Below are 18,682 nucleotides of genomic sequence, written 5' to 3'. Positions count from 1 at the left end.
AGGGCCATGACCTCTTCCTCGGGAACCGAGGCCCGCGACACGTCGCCGCGCCACAGCGGCGCGCCGTCGCGATCCGGAGCCGGCCACACCGCCAGCAGCCGCCGCCGGTCCTTGTCCGTGCCGTGTATCCGGTGGTCCCGGACCTCGGACCAGGGGATGCGCCGCTCCCCGCTGCTCCCCGCGCCACCTCGGCGCCCGGACGGCCGCGGCGGAGAGCTCCGCCGGCCGGCCGAGCCACCGGCCGATCGCCGGCAGCACGCACGAGATCCCGACCACGGCCAGGCCCAGCGCGAGCAGGGTGCGGGTGAGCGGTTCGGTGAATCCGCCGTCGGCCTCGGGCAGGCTCGCTCCACCGGCCAGGGCGATCGCCACCCCGAAGCCGCAGGCAAGGAGGAGTAACCGGGACAGCGGGCGGGCAAACCCGCCGGAATGACCCAGCCGGACGGAACCGTCGTCCGGAGCTTCGTCGCCGTCCATGTCCGTGGACTCCCCGCCTCGGCCCCGTGCGGCACGGCCAGGATGCCCCTGGTAAGCGCTGAGGTGACTTCGGTCCCGGATGCCCTCCGGCCTCGGTCAAGATCCTGGCGGCCGGGGAGACGGCCTCGGCCAGCCGCCCTGGAGCGTACCGGCGCACCGGCCCGGAAGGTTCGGAAGGTTCGGAAGGTTCGGAAGACAGCTTCTCACGGGGCGTTCCCCTTCGGGAAAGATCCACGTGGCCCTGACAACTCCCGGTCCGGCGACAACCACGGTATGAGAGTCGCCATCGTCACCGAGTCCTTCCCCCCGGACGTCAACGGAGTGGCCCACTGCGCCCTGCGCACGGCCGAGCACCTCGTCAGGCGCGGCCACGCCCCTCTGGTCGTCGCCCCCGCCGGCCCGCTCCTTCCCGAGCCCGGCCAGGACCCCTGTCCCGTCGTACGGGTGCCGTCGCTGCCGCTGCCCGGCTACCCGCAGGTGCGCGTCGCGCTGCCCGGCTGGCGTACCGCGGCCGCCGTGGCCGCGCACCGGGCCGACCTGGTCCACCTCGCCAGCCCCTTCGTCCTCGGCGTACGCGGGATGGCCGCCGCCACCCGGCTCGGCGTGCCCGCGGTCGCCGTCTACCAGACCGACCTGGCCGGGTACGCCAAGACGTATCTGAGCACCGGCGAGGCCGCGGCGTGGCGCCGTATCCGTGCGGTGCACACCGCCGCCGCCCGCACCCTGGCCCCCTCCAGCGCCGCGGTGGACGCGCTCGTCCGGCAGGGCGTGCCGCGCGTGCACCTGTGGGCCCGGGGCGTGGACTCCCGGCGCTTCCACCCGGACCACCGCGACGACGCGCTGCGCCGCGAACTCGCCCCGCACGGCGAGCTGATCGTCGGATACGTCGGCCGGCTCGCCCCCGAGAAGCACGTCGACCTGCTCGCCGGGACCTGCGCGCTGCCCGGTGTGCGGGTGGTCGTCGTCGGCGACGGGCCGAGCGCCGCGGGACTGCGCGCCGCCCTGCCCGGCGCGGTCTTCCTCGGCCGCAGGACCGGCGACGAACTGGCCCGCCTCTACGCCTCCTTCGACGTCTTCTGCCACACCGGACCCTTCGAGACGTTCTGCCAGACCGTCCAGGAGGCGATGGCCAGCGGCCTGCCCGCGGTCGCCCCCGCCGCCGGCGGCCCGCTCGACCTGGTCGACCACGGCGCGACCGGCCTGCTGGTGCCGCCCCTCGACGGCGCCGCCACCGCCGACGCCGTACGGCGGCTCCAGGCCGACCCCGCGTGCCGCGCCCGCTTCGGCGCGCAGGCCCGCCGCGCCGTCGCCGCCCGTACCTGGGAGGCGGTCGGCGACCAACTCCTCGACCACTACGCCGATGTCCTCACCCGGCACGAGGCGGCGGCGGCATGAGCGGCCACGACCAGGCCGACGCGGGCGCATACGGCGTGACCGGTGCGAGCGCGTACGGCGTGACCGGTGCGGGCGCTGTGCGCGGCACGCGCGGGAACGGCCCGGACCGTACGGGCCCGCTGCGGATCGTGCGGGTGGCGAACTTCGTGACCCCCGTCTCCGGCGGCCTGCGCACCGCGCTGCGGCACCTCGGCGAGGGCTACGCGGCGGCCGGCCACGAACCCGTGCTGGTCGTGCCCGGCGCCGAGCGGTCCGACGAACTCACCCCGCAGGGGCGGGTGATCACGGTGCCCGGCCCCGAGATCCCCGGCACCGGCGGCTACCGGGTGCTGGCCCGCCGCGCCCCGGTCGAGGCGCTGCTCGCGCGGCTGGCCCCCGACCGGCTGGAGGTCTCCGACCGCACCACGCTGCGCTGGACGGGGGAGTGGGCAAGGCGGCACCGGGTGCCGGCCGTGATGGTCTCGCACGAGAGCGCCGACGGCGTGCTCGGCACCTGGGGCGTGCCCGGCCCGCTCGCCCGCAGGTTCGGCGACGCCCTCAACCGCCGCTCCGCGCACGCCTACACGCGCATCGTGTGCACCACCGCGTGGGCGGCGGCGGAGTTCGAGCGGATCGGCGCCCGCAACGTCGTATGCGCCCCGCTCGGCGTGGACCTCGCCGCATGGCACCCCGGGCACCGCGACCCGCGGGTGCGGGCCCGGTACGCGCGGGACGGCGAGGTGCTGCTCGTGCTGTGCTCGCGGCTGTCCCCGGAGAAGCGGCCGGACGACGCCCTCGACGCGCTGGCCCACCTGCGCGGCCAGGGCGTGGCCGCGGCACTCGTGGTGGCCGGGGACGGGCCGCTGCGGGCCCGGCTGACCGAACGGGTGCGGGCGGCGCGGCTGCCGGTGACCTTCCTCGGCCATGTGGCGCGGCGCTCCGACCTCGCGGCGCTGCTGGCCACGGCGGACGTGGCGCTGGCGCCCGGGCCGGTCGAGACGTTCGGGCTCGCCGCGCTGGAGGCGCTGGCCTGCGGCACCCCCGTGGTGGCCAGCGCCCGCTCCGCGCTGCCTGCGCTCATCGGGCCGGCGGGCGCCGCGGCCACCACCCCGGCGCAGTACGCGGATGCCGTCCGGCGGCTGCTGGCCGTGCCCGCTCGGACCCGCCGCGCGACTGCCCGCGCCCGCGCCGAGCTCCACCCGTGGCCGGCGGCCGTCGCCGCGTTCCTCGCCGCCCACGACGCGCCCGTCCCGCACCCGGCCGGCACCGGATCGGACGCCTGGACATGAGCACCGACCTGCCCATGTCGCGGCCCGGAGCGGCCACTTCGGGAGCGGCTACTTCGGAAGCGGAGGCTTCCGGAGCGGGGACTTCCGGGGGCGCCCGGGGATACGCGCGCGGTACGGCGGCGCGCCGGGAGCCGGCCCTGCGGTTCGCGGTGCTGGGGGACTCGCTGAGCGAAGGGGTCGGCGACCCCATGCCCGGGGGCGGCTGGCGCGGCTGGGGCGCGTTGCTCGCCGAGGGCATCGGCGCCGGGCCGGGCGTCGTCGCCGTCGTCAACGCGGCCCGCAGCGGCGCCTGTTCGGGGGACGTGGCCGGGCGGCAGCTCGCGGTGGCCCTGGCGTGCCGGCCGCGCCTGGCGTCCGTGGTCGTCGGCGGCAACGACACGCTGCGCGGCGGATTCGCGATCGACCGGGTCACGGCCGACCTGCACACCGCGATCGGACAGCTGCGCGCGGCCGGCGCCGACGTACTCACCGCGTGCCTGCCCGACCCCGGCAGCGTGCTCGGCCTGCCCTGGCCGCTGGCCCGCCCGCTGGCCCGCCGTATGACGGCGCTCAACGCCGCCGTGCACGCCCTGTCCGCGTACCACGGCGCCCTCCACCTGCACGCCGCGCACCGGCCCTGGTCCACCGCGCCCGGCACCCTCAGCGCGGACCGGCTGCACCCCAGCGAGAAGGGGCACCGGCTCCTCGCCCACGACTTCCACGCGATCCTCGCCGCCCGAGGGCTCGCCGCCGGTCCGCCGCCCCGGCTCGACCCCGACCGCCCTCCGCCCGGGCGGCGCGCCTCCACCTGGTGGATGGCCACGCGCGGCACCCGCTGGGTCGCCGACCGCAGCCGTGACCTCCTGCCCGACCTGCTACGGCTCGCCGCCGAGGAGTACCGCCACGAAGTCCGCGGCACGGTGCCCCTCCTGGACCACGCGGCCCGCCGCGCCACCGAACACGCCCTCGGCGCGGTGCTGCCCTCCTCCCTTACGGCAGGGCGCCCTTGAGCGGGGGTGGCGCTCCCGGCAGGCTGCGGGGCATCCGTTCTTCGAAGCCGTCCTGTTCGACCGGGTCGGTACGCTCGTCGTTCCCAAGTGGGGTCCCGCCGAGGGACGTTCGCGGGGCACCGGAGGGATCGGGCACGCGTTGCGGCAGCTCCGGCGCGACACGTCGGAGCCGTGGGTGCGGCGGGTCGGTCAGGCGCTGAGCGCGGCAGGCCGGCGTGCGGGCGTGGAGCGGGGCTGGTTCCGCGCCGACGCGTCGGCCGCGTCCCACCGCCGGCGCTACGACCGCCGGGTGGACGCCGCCGGCGCCTTCCCCCTCGCGGACTGGCGCGAGGCCCTCGATATCAGCCTGACCGGGCACGCCCGCGGCGAGCTCCTCCCGCTGCCCGCCGAAAGCGGCGGCGAATGACCCGGAAGAGCCGCCTTCAGCGGCGCCGTGCGGGGGTGAAACGGACGGGGGTGCCCGGGCGGGCCTGGGCGGCGGCGGGGAGGGCCGCGGCCGGGACGACACCGATGACCGGGTAGCCCCCGGTGGTGGGGTGGTCGGCGAGGAAGACGACGGGCCGTCCGTCCGGAGGGACCTGGACGGCGCCCAACACCATTCCCTCGCTGGGAAGTTCGGCATCCCTGACCCGTTCCAGGGGCGGCCCGAGGGTGCGCAGGCCGATCCGGTTGGACGCGGGGGAGACCTCGTAGCGGCCGCGGGCGAGCACGCGCGGCGCGTCGGGCGTGAACCAGTCGTCGCGGGGGCCGGGCAGCAGCGGAAGCACCAGTTCGGCGCCGAGCCCGCCGTACGGCAGCACGTCGCACGCACCGGTCAGGCCCGACGGGCGTGCTCCGAGGGGGAGTTCGGCGCCGTCGGCGAGCGGCGCGGGGCCGAGCCCCGACAGCAGGTCGGTCGCGCGGCTGCCCAGCACCTCGGGCACGTCCACGCCCCCCGCGAACGCCAGGTAGGCGCGTACGCCCCGGGTGGCCGCCCCCACATCGAGAACCGCCCCCGCGGGCACCGGCACCGGCGCGCCCCAGGCCACCGGGCGGCCGTCCACCCGGACCGGGCAGGCCGCGCCCGTCACCGCCGCGAGCATCGGACGCGAGGCGCGCACCGCGCAGCCGTTCAGCGTCGTCTCCAGGCCGGCCGCGCCCGCGGGGTTGCCGACCAGGCGGTTCGCCAGCAGGTGCGCCGGCCGGTCGAGGGCGCCGGAAGCGGGCACGCCGAGGTGCGCGAACCCGGGCCGGCCGAGGTCCTGCACCGTGGTGAGGGCGCCGGCGCGGACGACGGTCAGCACGGTCGGGCTCGCGGCGGCGGTCATCGCGCGGCCGTGAAGCGTACGCCGGTGCCGGGCGCGAGCAGGGCCGCCGGCTCGCGCGCCGGGTCCCACAGCTCCGCGTCCGTCGTGCCGATGATCTGCCAACCGCCCGGCGACGCCCGCGGATAGACCCCCGCGTACGGTCCGGCGAGGCCGACCGACCCCGGGGGAACGGCCGTTCGCGGGGTGGCCCGGCGCGGCACCGCCAACTCCGGCGGCAGACCGGTCAGATAGCCGAACCCGGGGGCGAACCCGCAGAACGCCACCCGGAAGGCGGTGCCCGTGACGGTCGCCACGACCCCCTCCCGCGACATGCCCCACATACCCGCGACCTCCGCCAGATCCGGCCCGTCGAACCGTACGGACAGCTCCACCGCCCCCGCCGCGGCGGTCGCCGGCGGCGGCACCTCCCAGCGCACCACGTCCGCCGCGAACGCCCGCGGGTCGGCGAGCCCGGCGACCAGCACCGTACGGGCCGCCGGCACCACTTCCGTCACCGCGCCCAACTCGCCTGCCGCGCGCCGCCGTTCCACCTCCGCGTGCAGGGCCTGCGCCTGCTCGCCGTTCTCCACCTCGACCAGCACCGCTGACTCCCCGGCCGGCAGCGCCCGCGCCCTCATCCGTACGGGCCCGCCCGTATCCGAGCCCGAACCCGAGCCCGTATCCGTATGCGCGCCCGCGCCCGTACTCCCGCTCATGCGAACGCCTCCACCCGCAGCCCCGCGTCCTCCAGCGCGCCGCGCACCCGCACCGCCAGCCGGGCCGCGCCGGGGGTGTCGCCGTGCACGCACAGGGACCGCGCCGCGACCGCGACCGCCTCCCCGGTCAGCGCCGCCACCCGGCCGTCGCGGGCCAGCCCGACCGAGCGGGCCACCACGGCGTCCGCGTCCTCCACCACCGCGCCCGGCTCGCGCCGCGACACCAGGGTGCCGGCCGCGGTGTACGCGCGGTCCGCGAACGCCTCGGGCACCGCCGCCAGCCCGGCCCGCTCCGCCGCCGCCAGCAGCCGGGAACCCGGCAGCCCCAGCACCGGCAGCGCCCCCGCCAGCCGTACGCCCGCCACCACCGCCTCGGCCTGCTCCGCGTCGTGCACCGCCCGGTTGTACAGCGCGCCGTGCGGCTTCACATACGCCACCACCGCGCCCGCCGCCCGCGCGAACACCTCCAACGCGCCGATCTGGTAGGCCACTTCCGCCGCCAGCTCGTCCGCCGGCACGTCCATCGCGCGCCGCCCGAAGCCCGCCAGGTCGCGGTAGGAGACCTGCGCGCCGATCCGCACCCCGCGCTCGGCGGCCAGATCGCACACCCGCCGCATCGTCGCCGGGTCGCCCGCGTGGAAGCCGCACGCCACGTTGGCGCTCGTCACGACCGCCAGCAGCGCCTCGTCGTCGGTCAGCCGCCAGCGGCCGAAGCCCTCGCCGAGGTCGGCGTTGAGGTCGATCGCCGCTCGCGCCACCGCGTCCTGCGCCATGATGATCCGCCCGGGTCCGTCGCCTCGCATCGGCCCGCCGATGCCCGTGGCACGATCATGGCAGCTCCCCGCCGCTTCCACCCGGCACCGCCCACCCCGTACGCATCCGTGCCGTTTCGTGCGTTGTCGGTGGCACCGCCTAATGTTGGGGCGTGACCACGACCGTCCCGCACCTTCCGCCGCAGCAGTCGCGGCAGCCGCCGCCGCAGCCGCTGCCGGGTGCGCCGCGCCCCGCGCCGGGCCCGGCGGCCGACGAAGGGCTGGCCCGCCGGCTGCGCGCGCTCGCCTGCACCGCGCCGCTGCACGACCTCGACACCCGCAAGGCGAACCTCGCCGGCGCGTACTCGGTCTACGCGATGGCCGAGGTGGCGCTGGCCGCGATCGACCTGGTCACCCTCAACATGGACTTCGACACCGGCGCGGACCACGACCAGATAGTGGCCAGACTGCTGCCCCGCGTCGCCGCCCAGGCCCCCACCCGCACCCTCGCAGAACACGAGCGGGTGGCCCGCTGGGTGCTGGAGAACCTCATCAACGTCGGCAGTGCCGACCGCGGGTTCCGCGCCGTCTACGGCACGTTCGGCGCGGACGGCGCGTACATCCGGCGGGACTACGACTTCAAGCTGATCGAGGAGGTCGCCGGCCCCGGCGGCAGCGTGTACCTGCGCACCACCGACGAGGCGGTCAACGTCCTGGTCGGCGCCCTCGACACCGACGTCACCAGCGCCCAGATCGCCGCCGAGGTCAAGCTGGAGGTGCTGATCAGCCGCGGCCGCCTCGCCGACGCCCAACTCGCCGCCGAGCAGGCCCGCTACCGCACGGTGCAGTACGCGGAAACCCTCCGCCGCACCCTGGAGGCCACCCGGCGCAACGTCCGCGCGGTCGACTGGCTGCGCCAGGTGCCCGACATGATCGCCGAGGCCCTCGACCACGTCGCCGACCGCTACCGCCACGAGAACGCGATCCTCACCAACATCCGCAAGGCGCGCGACGAAGCGGAGGAGCCCGAGCACAAGCGGCGCGCCGCCGAACTGGTGGACATCGTCAAGGACTGCATCCGCCGCCACACCCAACTCCAGTCCCGGCTGCTGGAGGCCGGGCCGCTCTTCCGCGCCGAGCAGGACCGGCAGGCGTTCGCCGCACCGCCCGCCCGCGCCGGACTCGACCTGTACGGCCAGCTCGTCGCGCCCCTGCTGCCGCTGCCCGTCGAGCAGGCGTCCCGCGTCACCGACGCGTTCTTCGCCCGCGGCACCGGCCTGCGCACCCCCGGCGCCGTCCGCGTCACCGACCTGGTCGACCTCCTGCTCACCCCGCCGGTCGAACGCGACCACCTGGGCGCGGAGATGCCCGAGCCCGACCTGGTCGCCACCCCCGACGACTCCCGGTTCAGCGACGAGCAACTGGAGTCCGCGCTCGCCCTCCTCGACCTGCCGCACGACGCCCCGCGCCGGCTGTCGGGGCTGCTCGCCGAGGCCCGCCGCCAGGACCCCGACCTGCCCTACCTGGTCGCGCTCCTCGCCATCCACGCCGCGTCCCCGCCGGTCGGCACCGCGCACCGGCAGGGCGAGCCCCACCTGCTCTTCGCCGTGGACGACGGCACCGTGCTCGACGACCCGGAGTTCGGCGGCGCGGACCTCATCCTGGGGACCGCTCTGCTGGCGGGAGGTGCCGACCGTGAGGGGTGAACGCCGGGTCGGTCCGACGGGCGGCGGCCCCCGCGTCCGCCGCCTGGCGGATGGCCCCGGCCCCGGTTTCCGCAACGGCTCCGGCCCCCTCCTCGGCTCCGGCCCCGGCTTCGGCTCCGGGCGCCCGACCGGCCCCGCCCACCCGCACCCAGCCCACCCCCAGCACCCAGAGGAACGCACGACGTGATCACGGATCGGCAGGACGACACACGGGAATCCGGCGAGGCGGCCACCCCGTCCCCCATCGTGCCCGGCGATGTCGCGGACGCCGCCCGCCTGGTCGGGTTCGGGTTGCAGCCCAAGCTGGTCCCGGCCCGCGACGCGGAGTACGCGGAACTGATCCGCCGCCACCGCGAGGACCCGGCATTCGCCCGGCTCGCCGACGCCGTGGCGGCCGGGCTCGGCCTGATCGTGCTGGAGGTGTCGCCCCGGGCGGGCATGGCCGTCGCCGCGGGCGAGGACTCGGTGTTCGCGGTCCGGATGGGCGACTACGCCCGCCGCGCCGCGTCCGACTCCGGCGACCGCTTCCTGCACGGCCTCGCCCACCTCGCCGCGGCCGCCCTCGCCTTCCCCCGCCCCGAGGACCTGGCCGACGACGGCTACATCGGGCGGATCACCGTGCACGGCGTGGACGCCTTCGTCCGGCAGGCGTGCCGCCGGCTGGAGGAGCGCGCCGACGAGAGCGGCGAGAACACCGACCCGGCCAGCGACGCGCCCGGCCTGGAGGCGGCCTGGCGGGTCTACACCCGGCGCAGCGCCACCGGCGCGACCAAGGACGCCCGCCGGCTGGCGAGTTCGACCACCGGCATCATCGGCAAGGCCGTCGCGTTCCTGGTCGACTCCGGCTTCCTGCAGCGCACCGGCGACGAGTCGGGCGGCACCTACCGCACCACCGCCCGCTACCAGCTCCAGGTCCGCGACATGGCGGGCAGCGCCGCCATGGCCGAACTCCTCGACCTCGGTGTCGTACCGGTGGGCGACGGCACCGCCACCCTCGTACCCGCCGCGGCCGACGGCGAGGCCGCGGACCTCGCCGCCGACGCCGGCCTGCCCTTCCACACCGGCAGCTGACCCGTGCCCCGGCCGGCCCCCACCGCCGCGCCGCCTGAACCCCCGATCCGTAGCCCTGACCCGTACTCCGACTCGTAGCCCTGACCTCGTAGCCCTGACCTCGTAGCCCTGACCTCGTAGCCCCGACCGGCATCCGCCCGCCGAACCCCCCGACCCGTTCCCCGAACCCACGAACCACCCCGACTCACCCCCGACCCGCATCCACCCGCCGAAGCCCCGAGGACGAAAGCCCCCCGCATGTACGAGCTCTCCCGACTGCGCCTCTACTCGATCGGGCCGGCCGGCGCGCGCTACGCCGACACCGTTCTCGACCTGCGCGGTGTCGGCGAGCCCGTGCCGCAGCCCGCACCCGCGCAGGGCGACTTCTTCGCCGACGAGCCGACCGGGCCGCCGCGCCGCCCCGCGCCGGCCGGCGTGCTCTTCCTGGAGAACGGCGGCGGCAAGTCCGTCCTGCTCAAGCTGATCTTCTCGGTGATGCTGCCCGGCCACCGCAACACCCTCGGCGGCGCCAGCTCCGGGGTGCTGCGCAAGTTCCTGCTCGCCGAGGACTGCGGCCACGTCGCCCTGGAGTGGCAGCACACCCTCACCGGCGAACTCGTCGTGGTCGGCAAGGTCAGCGAGTGGCGCGGCCGGCAGGTCTCCTCCGACCCGCGCCGGTTCGCCGAGGCGTGGTACTCCTTCCGCCCCGGCCCCGGCCTGGGCCTGGACTCGCTGCCGGTCGCCGAGTCGACGACGGTACGGCCCCCGGTCGAGGGCGCGTCCGGCGCGCGTGGCCGCCGCCGCACCATGAAGGGCTTCCGCGACGCCCTCACCGAGGCCGGCAAGGCGTACCCGCACCTGGAGGTGGTCTGGGAGGAGATCCACGACCGGTGGAACGAACACCTCGGTGACCTCGGCCTGGACCCCGAACTCTTCCGGTACCAGCGCGAGATGAACGCCGACGAGGGCGAGGCCGCCGGCCTGTTCGCGGTCAAGAAGGACTCCGACTTCACCGACCTGCTGCTGCGCGCGGTCACCGACACCCGCGACACCGACGGCCTCGCCGACCTCGTGCACGGCTTCGCCGGGAAGCTCGGCCGCCGGTCGGAACTCACCGCCGAGCGCGACTTCACCGCCGGCTCGCTCGACCTGCTGGACCGGATCGTCGAGGCCGCGGCCGTACGCGACCAGGCCCGCGGTGTGCACGCCCAGTCCGAGCGCCGCACCCGCGCGCTCACCCGGCGGCTGGCCGCCCGCGCCCGCCAGGAACGCGACCGGGCCGCCGACCTCGCCCACGACATGGCCGACGCCGCGCACACCGTCACCGACACCGAGCAGGCCCGGGCCGGCAGCGCCCGGATCGCCGCCGAACTCGCCTACCGGCACGCCTCGCTGGCGCTGGCCGGCGCCGAGAAGGGCGCCGCCGCGCTGCGCCGCGAGCTCACCGACGCCCGTACCCTGCACTCCGCCTGGCAGACCGCGGAGACGGTGCTGCGGCACCGTGCCGCCGGCGACCGGCTGGCCAGGGTCACCGAGGCGATCCGCGCCGCCGAGCGCGACGCGGCGCCCGCGCTCGCCGCCCGTACGCAGGCCGCCGCCGAACTCGTGCGCGCCTTGCAGGGTGCCGCGGTGCGGGCCGAGCGCCAGGCCGACGACGAGGAGGAGCGCTCCGCCACGCTACAGACCCTCGCCGAGGGCGCCCACCGTGACGCGACCGCGGCCGCCACCGAGGCGCAGCGCGCCCGCAGCGAGAGCGGGCACCTCGGGCAGCGGCTCGCCGAGGTCGAGCAGGAGACCGCCGAGGCGGTGCGGGCCGGGTGGCTCGACGACACCGCGCCCGACGCCGATCCGGCCCGCGCCGCGCTCGCCGCCGCCGACGCCGAGCGCACCGCCGAGAAGCTGGCCCGCGCGGCCGCCGACACCGCCACCGCCGCCACCTCCCGCGCCCGCGAGGCCGCCGCCGCCGAGGCCCGCGCCGAACTCGCCGCGGCCCGCGCCACCGACGCGCTCACCGCGGCCACCACCGCCCACCGCGCCGCCCTCGACGCCACCACGGCACTCACCACCGACCCCCGCGCGGTCGCCCTGCTGAGCCTTGGCGACCCGGGCGCCGGGGCGGCCAACGCGTCACCCACCGGGGCACCCACCGCGTCAGCCATCGCGCCGGAGCCCGCGGGCGCCGACACGTCCGGCACGTCCGGCACGTCCGGCACGTCCGGCACGTCCGGCACGTCCGGCACGTCCGGCACGTCCGGCACGTCCGGCACGTCCGGCACCGCCGGCACGTCCGACGCATCCGGCACCGCCGGCACGTCCGGTACCGCCCGTACCAGCGGCCCGGTCGGCAGCGCGGCAGCCGGGGAAACCAGGGGAGCCAGCGGCGCCAGCGGAGCCGTCCACCACGAAGGACCGCTGACCGCCGCGGAGTTGGACCGCTTCGCCGAACCGCTGCGGGAGATGCTGGAGGACGGCGTCGCGGCGGCCGAACGCCAGATGTTCGAGCTGCGCACGGCAGCCGCCGACGACACCCGTATCCTCGGCGCGCTCGGCGACGGCGGGCTGTTGCCGCCCGGCCCCGACGTCCTGGCCACCGTGGAGTACCTCGCGGAGCACGGTGTCCCCGCGCTGCCCGGCTGGCGGTATCTCGCCCAGGCCGTCGCCCCGGCCGACCACGCCGCCGTGATGGCGGCCCACCCCGAGCTGGTCGACGGGGTCGTGGTGACCGACCCGGACTCGTACACGCGGGCCAGGGAAGCCCTGGCCCAGGCGGCGCTGCTGCCGCGGTCGACCGTCGCCGTGGGCACCGCCGCCGCGCTGCTGGCCCCGCCGCCCGCCGCCGACCACGCCCCCGACGTGTTCCTGGTCCCGCCGAACCCGGCGATGCACGACGAGATGGCCGCCGACGGCGAGCGCCGCGAGCTGCGCGGACGCGCCACCGCCCGCGAGGAGGAGATCCGTACCCTCGCCGCCCGGCTGGCGCACGACCGTACGCTCGCCGCGCGCCTCGCGTCCTGGCGGGCGTCCTGCCCGCCCGGGCGCCTGGCGGAACTCGGCGCGGAGGTCGCCGCCGCCCAGGACACCGCGGAGGAAGCCCGCGCCGAGCTGTCGGCCGCGCGGGCGGAGCGGGCCGAGGCCGACGCGGCCGCCGCCGAGGCCGGCGCGGACCACGACGCCCGCCGGGCCGCCGCCGAGCAGGCCCGCCGCCGCGCCGACAAGCTCGCCGGGCTCGCCCACCGGCTGCGCGAGCGCGCCAACTGGCAGCGCCGGGCCCGCGAACTGGCCGCCGACGCCGCCGAGGCCGAAGCCCGCGCGGAGACCTGCCTGGACCGGGCCCGGGCCGCGGACGAGGACCGCAGGGCCGCCCAGCGCGCCTCCGACGACGCCCGCCGCACCGCACGGGTGCTGCGCGCCGAACGCGCGGAGATCGCCGGCGCACCCGAGGACACCCCCGAGCCCGACGCCGACGAACCGTCCGCCTCCTCGCTGCCCGCCCTGCGCGAGGCGTACCGCGCGGCCTCGCAGGTCTACGAACAGGTCGGCGTCGGCGCCGACCTGCGCGCCGAACAGGCCCGCGCGGAGAGCACCGAGAACTCCGCGCTCGCCGAACTCGAACGCCTCAGCAACAAGGTCCGCAGCCGCGCCGCCCAGCTCCTCGAAGGCCCCGACGGCTCCGACGGGCCGTCCCGGCAGGCTGCCGCCGGCCGCGCGGAACAGCTCGTGCAGACCCTGGAGTCACGCCAGTCCACCGCCAGCGAGCAACTCGGCCGGCTGCGCGCCGAGGCCGAACGCCTCGCCCCGGCCGACGGCGACGCCCACGCGGCGCTGCCCGACGCCCTCACCCCGCGCGACGCCGAGCACGCCCAGCAGCTGCTGCGCGCCGCCAACGCCGAACTCGCCACCCACACCGAGGAGGTGGAGCAGGCCAGGACCGCGCACGCGGACATCGTCCGATCCCACCGCGCCGCCGAGGACGCGGCGAGCGGCTTCGACGAGACCGCCGCCCTCCTGCGCGACCTGCTGCGCGACGGCCCGCAGACCGCGGCCGAGGAGGACGAACCGGAGCCGTACCCCGGCAGCCTGGAGGAGGCCCGGCACGCCGCGGCCGAGGCCCGGCGCGGCCTGCGCGGCTGCGCCGCCGACCTGTCCACCGCCGACACCCAACTGCGCGACGCCTCCGACGTGTTGGTCCGGCACGCCAACGCGGTCCGCTACGAGCAGGTCCGCACCCCCGCCCGGCAGCAGATCCGCGAGCTGCCCGCGTCGTCGCTGCCCGAGCACGCCGCCGCCTGGGCCGCGGCGTTCGCCCCCCGGCTGCGCGTACTGACCGACGAACTGGGCCAGTTGGAGCGCAACCGGGACAGCATCGTGGACCGGCTGCGCGGCCTGGTCGAGTCCTCGCTCGCCACGCTCCGCTCCGCGCAGCGCCTGTCCCGGCTGCCGGAGGGGCTCGGCGAGTGGTCCGGGCAGGAGTTCCTGCGCATCCGCTTCGAGGACCCCGACCACGCCGTGCTCACCGACCGGCTCGGCGAGGTCATCGACGAGGCCACCCGCGCCGCCGTCCGGAAGAACTCCGACCTGCGGCGCGACGGCATGACCCTGCTGCTGCGCGGGGTCGCCGCGGCCCTGGAGCCGCGCGGGGTCGCCGTGGAGATCCTCAAGCCCGACGCGGTGCTGCGCGCCGAGCGGGTGCCGGTCGGGCAGATGGGCGACGTGTTCTCCGGCGGCCAACTCCTCACCGCCGCAATCGCGTTGTACTGCACGATGGCCGCGCTGCGCAGCAACGACCGCGGCCGGGACCGCCAGCGGCACGCCGGCACCCTCTTCCTGGACAACCCCATCGGCCGCGCCAACGCCACCTACCTGCTGGAGCTCCAGCGGGCCGTCGCCGATGCGCTCGGCGTCCAACTGCTCTACACCACCGGCCTGTTCGACACGACAGCGCTCGCCGAGTTCCCGCTGGTGGTGCGGCTGCGCAATGACGCGGACCTGCGGGCGGGCCTGAAGTACATCAGCGTCGAGGAACATCTGCGGCCCGGGCTGCCGGTGCCCGACCCGCGCGGCGAGCAGGTGCACGGCGAGATCACCGCCACCCGTATGTTCCGCCGCCCCGCAGAGGCTCAAACCCCGTAGCCGATGCTCGAACCCCGCAGGCGTTCAGGCTCCATGCGCTCCCGGCAGGTGGCTCCGCCGCGGTCCGCCGCGTATGTGCGTCCGATGGCCCGCACCGCGTCGCGCGGCGGCCCGCGCCGCCCGGCGTTCGCGGCGGCGCTCCCTGCGCAGGGCCCGCGCCGCGCTGCTCGGGCTGGACACCACTCCGTTGCGCTGGTTCCACACCTGGCGGGTGACCCAGACATCGAGCACCGCCCAGCTCGCGACGACACTGGTGAGCACCGAGGCCAGCGTCATCGGAGCGCTCAGCCAGGAGTCACCGACGGCCAGCAGCACGGTCGTCACCGCCTCCGTGAGCGCGACCGCGGAGATCAGCACCGCACGCACCGCCGCCGCCCGAACCGGATCGGGCATACGCGGGGTCGGTACGGACTGGTCCTCCCACATTGATCGGGGTTCGAACTCCATAAGGGGTCCCTGCCCCGAAACGTCCGTGCGCATTCCGCCCGATCCCGCACCGGAACAGGTGGCACTTTCCGGCCAGACCCGGTCAACCCTCCGGACGGACTTTCGAGTTACCACAGTGACAGTAGTAGGCTCACGCCGTTTGCACGCCACAGACCGATCCCCGTTTCGGGGTGAGACGTTGGGGAGGCCATGCGCTTTCGCGGTACGACGATCCGCCGGAAGATCGTGGCGCTGCTGCTGATCCCGCTGGTGTCCCTCACCGCCATCTGGGTCTTTGCCGCAACGATCACGAGCCGAGCGGTGTTCGGACGGCCCGATCCCGAGCGAATAGCGAACAACGTGCTCTATCCCTTGCAGGACGTGCTGGGCAGTCTCCAGCAGGAGCGCAAGGCCGCACTGTTGTACGTCGCCAACACCCGGGACTCCCAGGCGCGGATCGCCTTCGAGAAGCAGGGCCAGGTGACGGATTCGGCCATTGCGAAGCTGCGCGGCAACATCACCGACGGCCACATGCGCAAAGACCTCAACGCTTCGGCACGCGAGCACCTCGACGACTTCTTCACCGGAGTCGGTGATCTGGCGCAACTGCGCCGGCGAGTGGACGACCAGCACATCTCCCGCGAGGACACGTACGCCGGTTACAACACCTTCCAGGGACCGGCTTTCGCGTTCTGCGACAGCCTCTATCTGGTCGACAACACCAGTGTCGAGCCGCAACGCACCGCGGGGATCGGAGTGATCCGGGCCGAGGAGCAGATCACCCGCGAGGACGCCCTGATGGGCGCCGCGATCAGCACCGGCCATATGACCCGCCAGGAACTCACCGCCTTCACCTCCGCCGTCGCCGTGGAACGCGGCTACTACGCCGACAACACCCCCGGGTTGGCAAAGGCGGACCGTGCGCGGTTCGACGCGTTCTGGCGGAGCGAGCCCGGAAAGCAGTTGCGCGCCGCCCAGGACGCGATCTCGGCCGCCACCCCGGCCGACGCGCCGATCGTCGCCGCACACCAGTCCTGGCCGACGGTGGCCGGCACCGCGGTGACCGGCGTCAACAAGCTGGACCAGCAGGTCGTCGTGGACTTCACCAAGAAGGCCTCGCCCGTGGCGACCTCCCTCGTGGTGGAGGCGATCCTGGCCGGTGGCCTCGGCCTGATCGCGGTGGTCGCGTCGGTGATCGTGTCGGTCCGGATCGGCCGCGGGCTGATCCGCGACCTGACCGGGCTGCGCCGCGAGGCGCAGGAGCTGTCCGGCACCCGGCTGCCGCGCGTGATGCGCCGGCTCGCCTCGGGCGAGCAGGTCGACATCGAGACCGAGGTGCCGCGGCTGCAGTACACGGACGACGAGATCGGCCAGGTCGGCCAGGCGCTCAACGTGCTCCAGCGCGCCGCCGTCGAGGCGGCGGTCCGGCAGGCCGACATGCGCAAGGGCGTCTCCGACGTCTTTGTCAACCTCGCCCGCCGCAGCCAGGTGCTGCTGCACCGCCAACTCACGCTGCTGGACTCGATGGAGCGGCGCACCGAGCAGCCCGACGAGCTCGCCGACCTGTTCCGGCTGGACCACATGACCACCCGCATGCGGCGGCACGCCGAGGGCCTGGTCATCCTCTCCGGCGCGGCCCCCTCCCGGCAGTGGCGCAAGCCGGTGCAGCTGATGGACGTCGTCCGCGCCGCCGTCGCCGAAGTCGAGGACTACGAGCGGATCGAGGTCCGCCGGCTGCCGCGGCTGGCCGTGGCCGGTGCCGCGGTCGCCGACCTCACCCACCTGCTCGCCGAACTCATCGAGAACGCCGCGGTGTTCTCGCCCCCGCACACCCAAGTACGGCTGCACGGCGAGCCGGTCGCCAACGGCTTCGTGCTGGAGATCGACGACCGCGGTCTCGGCCTGACCCCGGACGCCCTGCTCGAAGCGAACCTGCGGCTCGCCGAGACCCCCGAGTTCGAGCTGTCCGACACCGACCGGCTCGGCCTGTTCGTGGTCAGCCGCCTCGCCCAGCGGCACAGCGTCCGCGTCTCGCTGCGCCAGTCGCCGTACGGCGGCACGACCGCGGTGGTGCTGGTGCCGGCGGCGCTGCTCAGCGAGAGCGGCGACGTCGACACCGGCGCGACCCGCCTGGACCTCGCGGACGACCTGACGCCCGCCGGCGACACCGAGCACACCTTCCGGCAGTGGGGCCTGGACGGCGCCGGCGGCGAGCCCCACAAGGAGCACGTCGCCCACGTCGAGGAACCGCCCGCCCCGCAACCCCTCCCGCAGCCCCTCCCGCAGCCCGCGGCAGAGCCGGAGCCGGGCGGGCCGTTCGGCCTGCCCCGCCGCAGGCGGCGCACCGCACCGGTGCTGGTCACCGACCACGGCCGCCCGGTCGGCGAGCCACCGCAGCCCGCGGACCGCGCCGAGCGCGAACAGCCGGCACAGCCCGCACAGCCCGCCGAACCGGCCACACCGGGCGCACCGGACGTTCCGGCAGCGCAGGTCGCGCAGACCGAGCAGCCGGAGCGGGGCCAGGAGCGCGGCGAGGGGCAGGGAACCCGCAGGCCCTGGAACACCGCACCCCAGCCGCCCCGCCAGCCGGGCCCGCCGGTGCAGGCCGTGCCGCCGGTGGGCGGCGCCGAGCCGCTGCCGACCCGCCGCACCTCCGCCCGGCACGCCGCTCCCGCGTCCCCACCAGCACCAGCACCGGCACCCACGCCTGCTCCCGCGCCCGCCCCCGCTCCCGCGGCCGGCAACACCGCTGCCCCCGCGGCCGGTTCGGCCCCCGCGCCCGGTGCCGCGCCGGGCGGCGGCACCGTACTTCCGCGCCGGGTCCGGCAGGCGAACCTCGCGCCGCAGTTGCGGAGCGACCCGACGCAGACCGGCCGCCGTACGGAAGAGCCTGCCGTGCGCGAACGGTCCGCCGACGAAGTGCGCGACCGGATGGCGTCACTCCAGCGCGGCTGGCAGCGCGGCCGGGCCGCCGAGTCGGACCCGGCACCCGGGTCCGACGACGACACCTCGACCTCCGTAACGCGAACGACACCTGAGGAGTACGGCCGATGACGGCACCATCCAGCCCGACACGCGAGCTGAGCTGGCTCCTTGACGATCTGGTCACCCGCGTGGCCAGCATCCGCAAGGCGCTGGTGCTCTCCGGGGACGGCCTGTCCATCGGCGCGTCCGACGGGCTCACCCGCGAGGACTCCGAGCACCTCGCCGCCGTCGCCTCCGGCTTCCACAGCCTGGCGAAGGGAGTCGGGCGGCACTTCGAAGCCGGCCGGGTCCGGCAGACCATCGTGGAACTCGACGAGGCGTTCCTCTTCGTCACCGCGGCGGGCGACGGCAGTTGCCTGGCGGTGCTCAGCGACGCGGACTCCGACGTCGGCCAGGTCGCGTACGAGATGGCCCTGCTGGTCAAGCGGGTAGGGGTACATCTGAGCAGCGCACCGCGGCACGGCGGCGGCGCGGCGCTCAGCGGCTGACCGCGATGTGCTGA

Annotated in this window: 13 protein-coding genes; 9 read left to right on the top strand and 4 right to left on the bottom strand. The window is 76.2% G+C overall.

All coding sequences use genetic code 11. The features are described 5' to 3' along the window. Positions 1-750: 750 nt before the first annotated feature. The 4 genes from ACIPAE_RS26070 (at position 751) to ACIPAE_RS26055 (ending at position 4,535) form a co-directional block, all read left to right on the top strand. Positions 751-1,872: a glycosyltransferase family 4 protein gene (locus ACIPAE_RS26070; RefSeq protein ID WP_402448288.1), complete on the top strand. Its 1,122-nt coding sequence runs from the start codon at positions 751-753 to the stop codon at positions 1,870-1,872. Then, positions 1,869-3,140, top strand: a complete 1,272-nt coding sequence (locus ACIPAE_RS26065) for a glycosyltransferase (RefSeq protein ID WP_402448287.1) — start codon at positions 1,869-1,871, stop codon at positions 3,138-3,140. Before ACIPAE_RS26070 ends, ACIPAE_RS26065 begins: the two co-directional genes overlap by 4 nt. A gap of 188 nt (positions 3,141-3,328) precedes the next feature. Beyond that, positions 3,329-4,129 (top strand): SGNH/GDSL hydrolase family protein, encoded by an 801-nt coding sequence (locus ACIPAE_RS26060; protein ID WP_402448285.1) that lies wholly within the window; start codon positions 3,329-3,331, stop codon positions 4,127-4,129. A 139-nt stretch (positions 4,130-4,268) separates the two neighbouring features. Then, positions 4,269-4,535, top strand: coding sequence for a hypothetical protein (locus ACIPAE_RS26055; RefSeq protein WP_402448283.1), 267 nt, complete (start codon positions 4,269-4,271; stop codon positions 4,533-4,535). Between the two features lie 16 nt (positions 4,536-4,551). Here the strand turns inward: ACIPAE_RS26055 and ACIPAE_RS26050 are convergent, their stop codons facing one another. From ACIPAE_RS26050 to ACIPAE_RS26040, 3 genes are all read right to left on the bottom strand, one after another. Further along, entirely contained in the window at positions 4,552-5,436 is an 885-nt protein-coding gene (locus tag ACIPAE_RS26050) for a biotin-dependent carboxyltransferase family protein (protein ID WP_402448281.1), read from the bottom strand. Continuing rightward, positions 5,433-6,053 (bottom strand): allophanate hydrolase subunit 1, encoded by a 621-nt coding sequence (locus ACIPAE_RS26045; RefSeq protein WP_402448499.1) that lies wholly within the window; start codon positions 6,051-6,053, stop codon positions 5,433-5,435. Before ACIPAE_RS26045 ends, ACIPAE_RS26050 begins: the two co-directional genes overlap by 4 nt. Positions 6,054-6,127: 74 nt before the next feature. After that, the gene (locus tag ACIPAE_RS26040; protein WP_329373659.1) at positions 6,128-6,904 is read right to left on the bottom strand and encodes a 5-oxoprolinase subunit PxpA; all 777 of its coding nucleotides are present in this window, start codon (positions 6,902-6,904) and stop codon (positions 6,128-6,130) included. Positions 6,905-7,056: 152 nt separating this feature from the next. On the opposite strand from ACIPAE_RS26040, the gene ACIPAE_RS26035 reads away from it, so the two are divergent. From ACIPAE_RS26035 to ACIPAE_RS26025, 3 genes are all read left to right on the top strand, one after another. Then, the gene (locus ACIPAE_RS26035; RefSeq protein WP_402448279.1) at positions 7,057-8,589 is read left to right on the top strand and encodes a hypothetical protein; all 1,533 of its coding nucleotides are present in this window, start codon (positions 7,057-7,059) and stop codon (positions 8,587-8,589) included. Between the two features lie 243 nt (positions 8,590-8,832). Further along, entirely contained in the window at positions 8,833-9,660 is an 828-nt protein-coding gene (locus ACIPAE_RS26030) for a hypothetical protein (protein WP_329373655.1), read from the top strand. A 237-nt stretch (positions 9,661-9,897) separates the two neighbouring features. Continuing rightward, complete coding sequence (locus ACIPAE_RS26025) at positions 9,898-14,769, top strand: hypothetical protein (protein ID WP_402448276.1); 4,872 nt, start codon at positions 9,898-9,900, stop codon at positions 14,767-14,769. Positions 14,770-14,793: 24 nt separating this feature from the next. Here ACIPAE_RS26025 and ACIPAE_RS26020 read toward each other — a convergent pair whose 3' ends face one another. Next, on the bottom strand, positions 14,794-15,162 hold the full coding sequence (locus tag ACIPAE_RS26020; RefSeq protein WP_402448273.1) for a hypothetical protein: 369 nt from the start codon (positions 15,160-15,162) through the stop codon (positions 14,794-14,796). 243 nt (positions 15,163-15,405) lie between these two features. Here ACIPAE_RS26020 and ACIPAE_RS26015 point away from each other — a divergent pair, with 243 nt between their 5' ends. Further along, positions 15,406-18,249, top strand: a complete 2,844-nt coding sequence (locus ACIPAE_RS26015) for a nitrate- and nitrite sensing domain-containing protein (RefSeq protein ID WP_402448271.1) — start codon at positions 15,406-15,408, stop codon at positions 18,247-18,249. Further along, positions 18,246-18,668: a roadblock/LC7 domain-containing protein gene (locus tag ACIPAE_RS26010; protein ID WP_328472455.1), complete on the top strand. Its 423-nt coding sequence runs from the start codon at positions 18,246-18,248 to the stop codon at positions 18,666-18,668. The genes ACIPAE_RS26015 and ACIPAE_RS26010 overlap by 4 nt, the downstream gene beginning before the upstream one ends. The last annotated feature ends 14 nt before the right edge of the window (positions 18,669-18,682 follow it).

The organism is Streptomyces sp. NPDC087270, assembly GCF_044744625.1.
In the GTDB taxonomy this organism is placed as follows: Bacteria; Actinomycetota; Actinomycetes; order Streptomycetales; family Streptomycetaceae; genus Actinacidiphila.
The sequence above is the reverse complement of the archived record's forward strand: the minus strand, read 5'-3'. Positions and strand labels throughout refer to the sequence as shown.

Coding starts and splice junctions, on each gene's coding strand:
- ACIPAE_RS26070 (WP_402448288.1), top strand. CDS start 751: ATGAGAGTCGCCATCGTCACCGAGTCCTTCCCCCCGGACGTCAACGGA.
- ACIPAE_RS26065 (WP_402448287.1), top strand. CDS start 1,869: ATGAGCGGCCACGACCAGGCCGACGCGGGCGCATACGGCGTGACCGGT.
- ACIPAE_RS26060 (WP_402448285.1), top strand. CDS start 3,329: ATGCCCGGGGGCGGCTGGCGCGGCTGGGGCGCGTTGCTCGCCGAGGGC.
- ACIPAE_RS26050 (WP_402448281.1), bottom strand. CDS start 5,436: ATGACCGCCGCCGCGAGCCCGACCGTGCTGACCGTCGTCCGCGCCGGC.
- ACIPAE_RS26045 (WP_402448499.1), bottom strand. CDS start 6,053: ATGAGGGCGCGGGCGCTGCCGGCCGGGGAGTCAGCGGTGCTGGTCGAG.
- ACIPAE_RS26040 (WP_329373659.1), bottom strand. CDS start 6,904: ATGGCGCAGGACGCGGTGGCGCGAGCGGCGATCGACCTCAACGCCGAC.
- ACIPAE_RS26025 (WP_402448276.1), top strand. CDS start 9,898: ATGTACGAGCTCTCCCGACTGCGCCTCTACTCGATCGGGCCGGCCGGC.
- ACIPAE_RS26020 (WP_402448273.1), bottom strand. CDS start 15,162: ATGCCCGATCCGGTTCGGGCGGCGGCGGTGCGTGCGGTGCTGATCTCC.
- ACIPAE_RS26015 (WP_402448271.1), top strand. CDS start 15,406: ATGCGCTTTCGCGGTACGACGATCCGCCGGAAGATCGTGGCGCTGCTG.
- ACIPAE_RS26010 (WP_328472455.1), top strand. CDS start 18,246: ATGACGGCACCATCCAGCCCGACACGCGAGCTGAGCTGGCTCCTTGAC.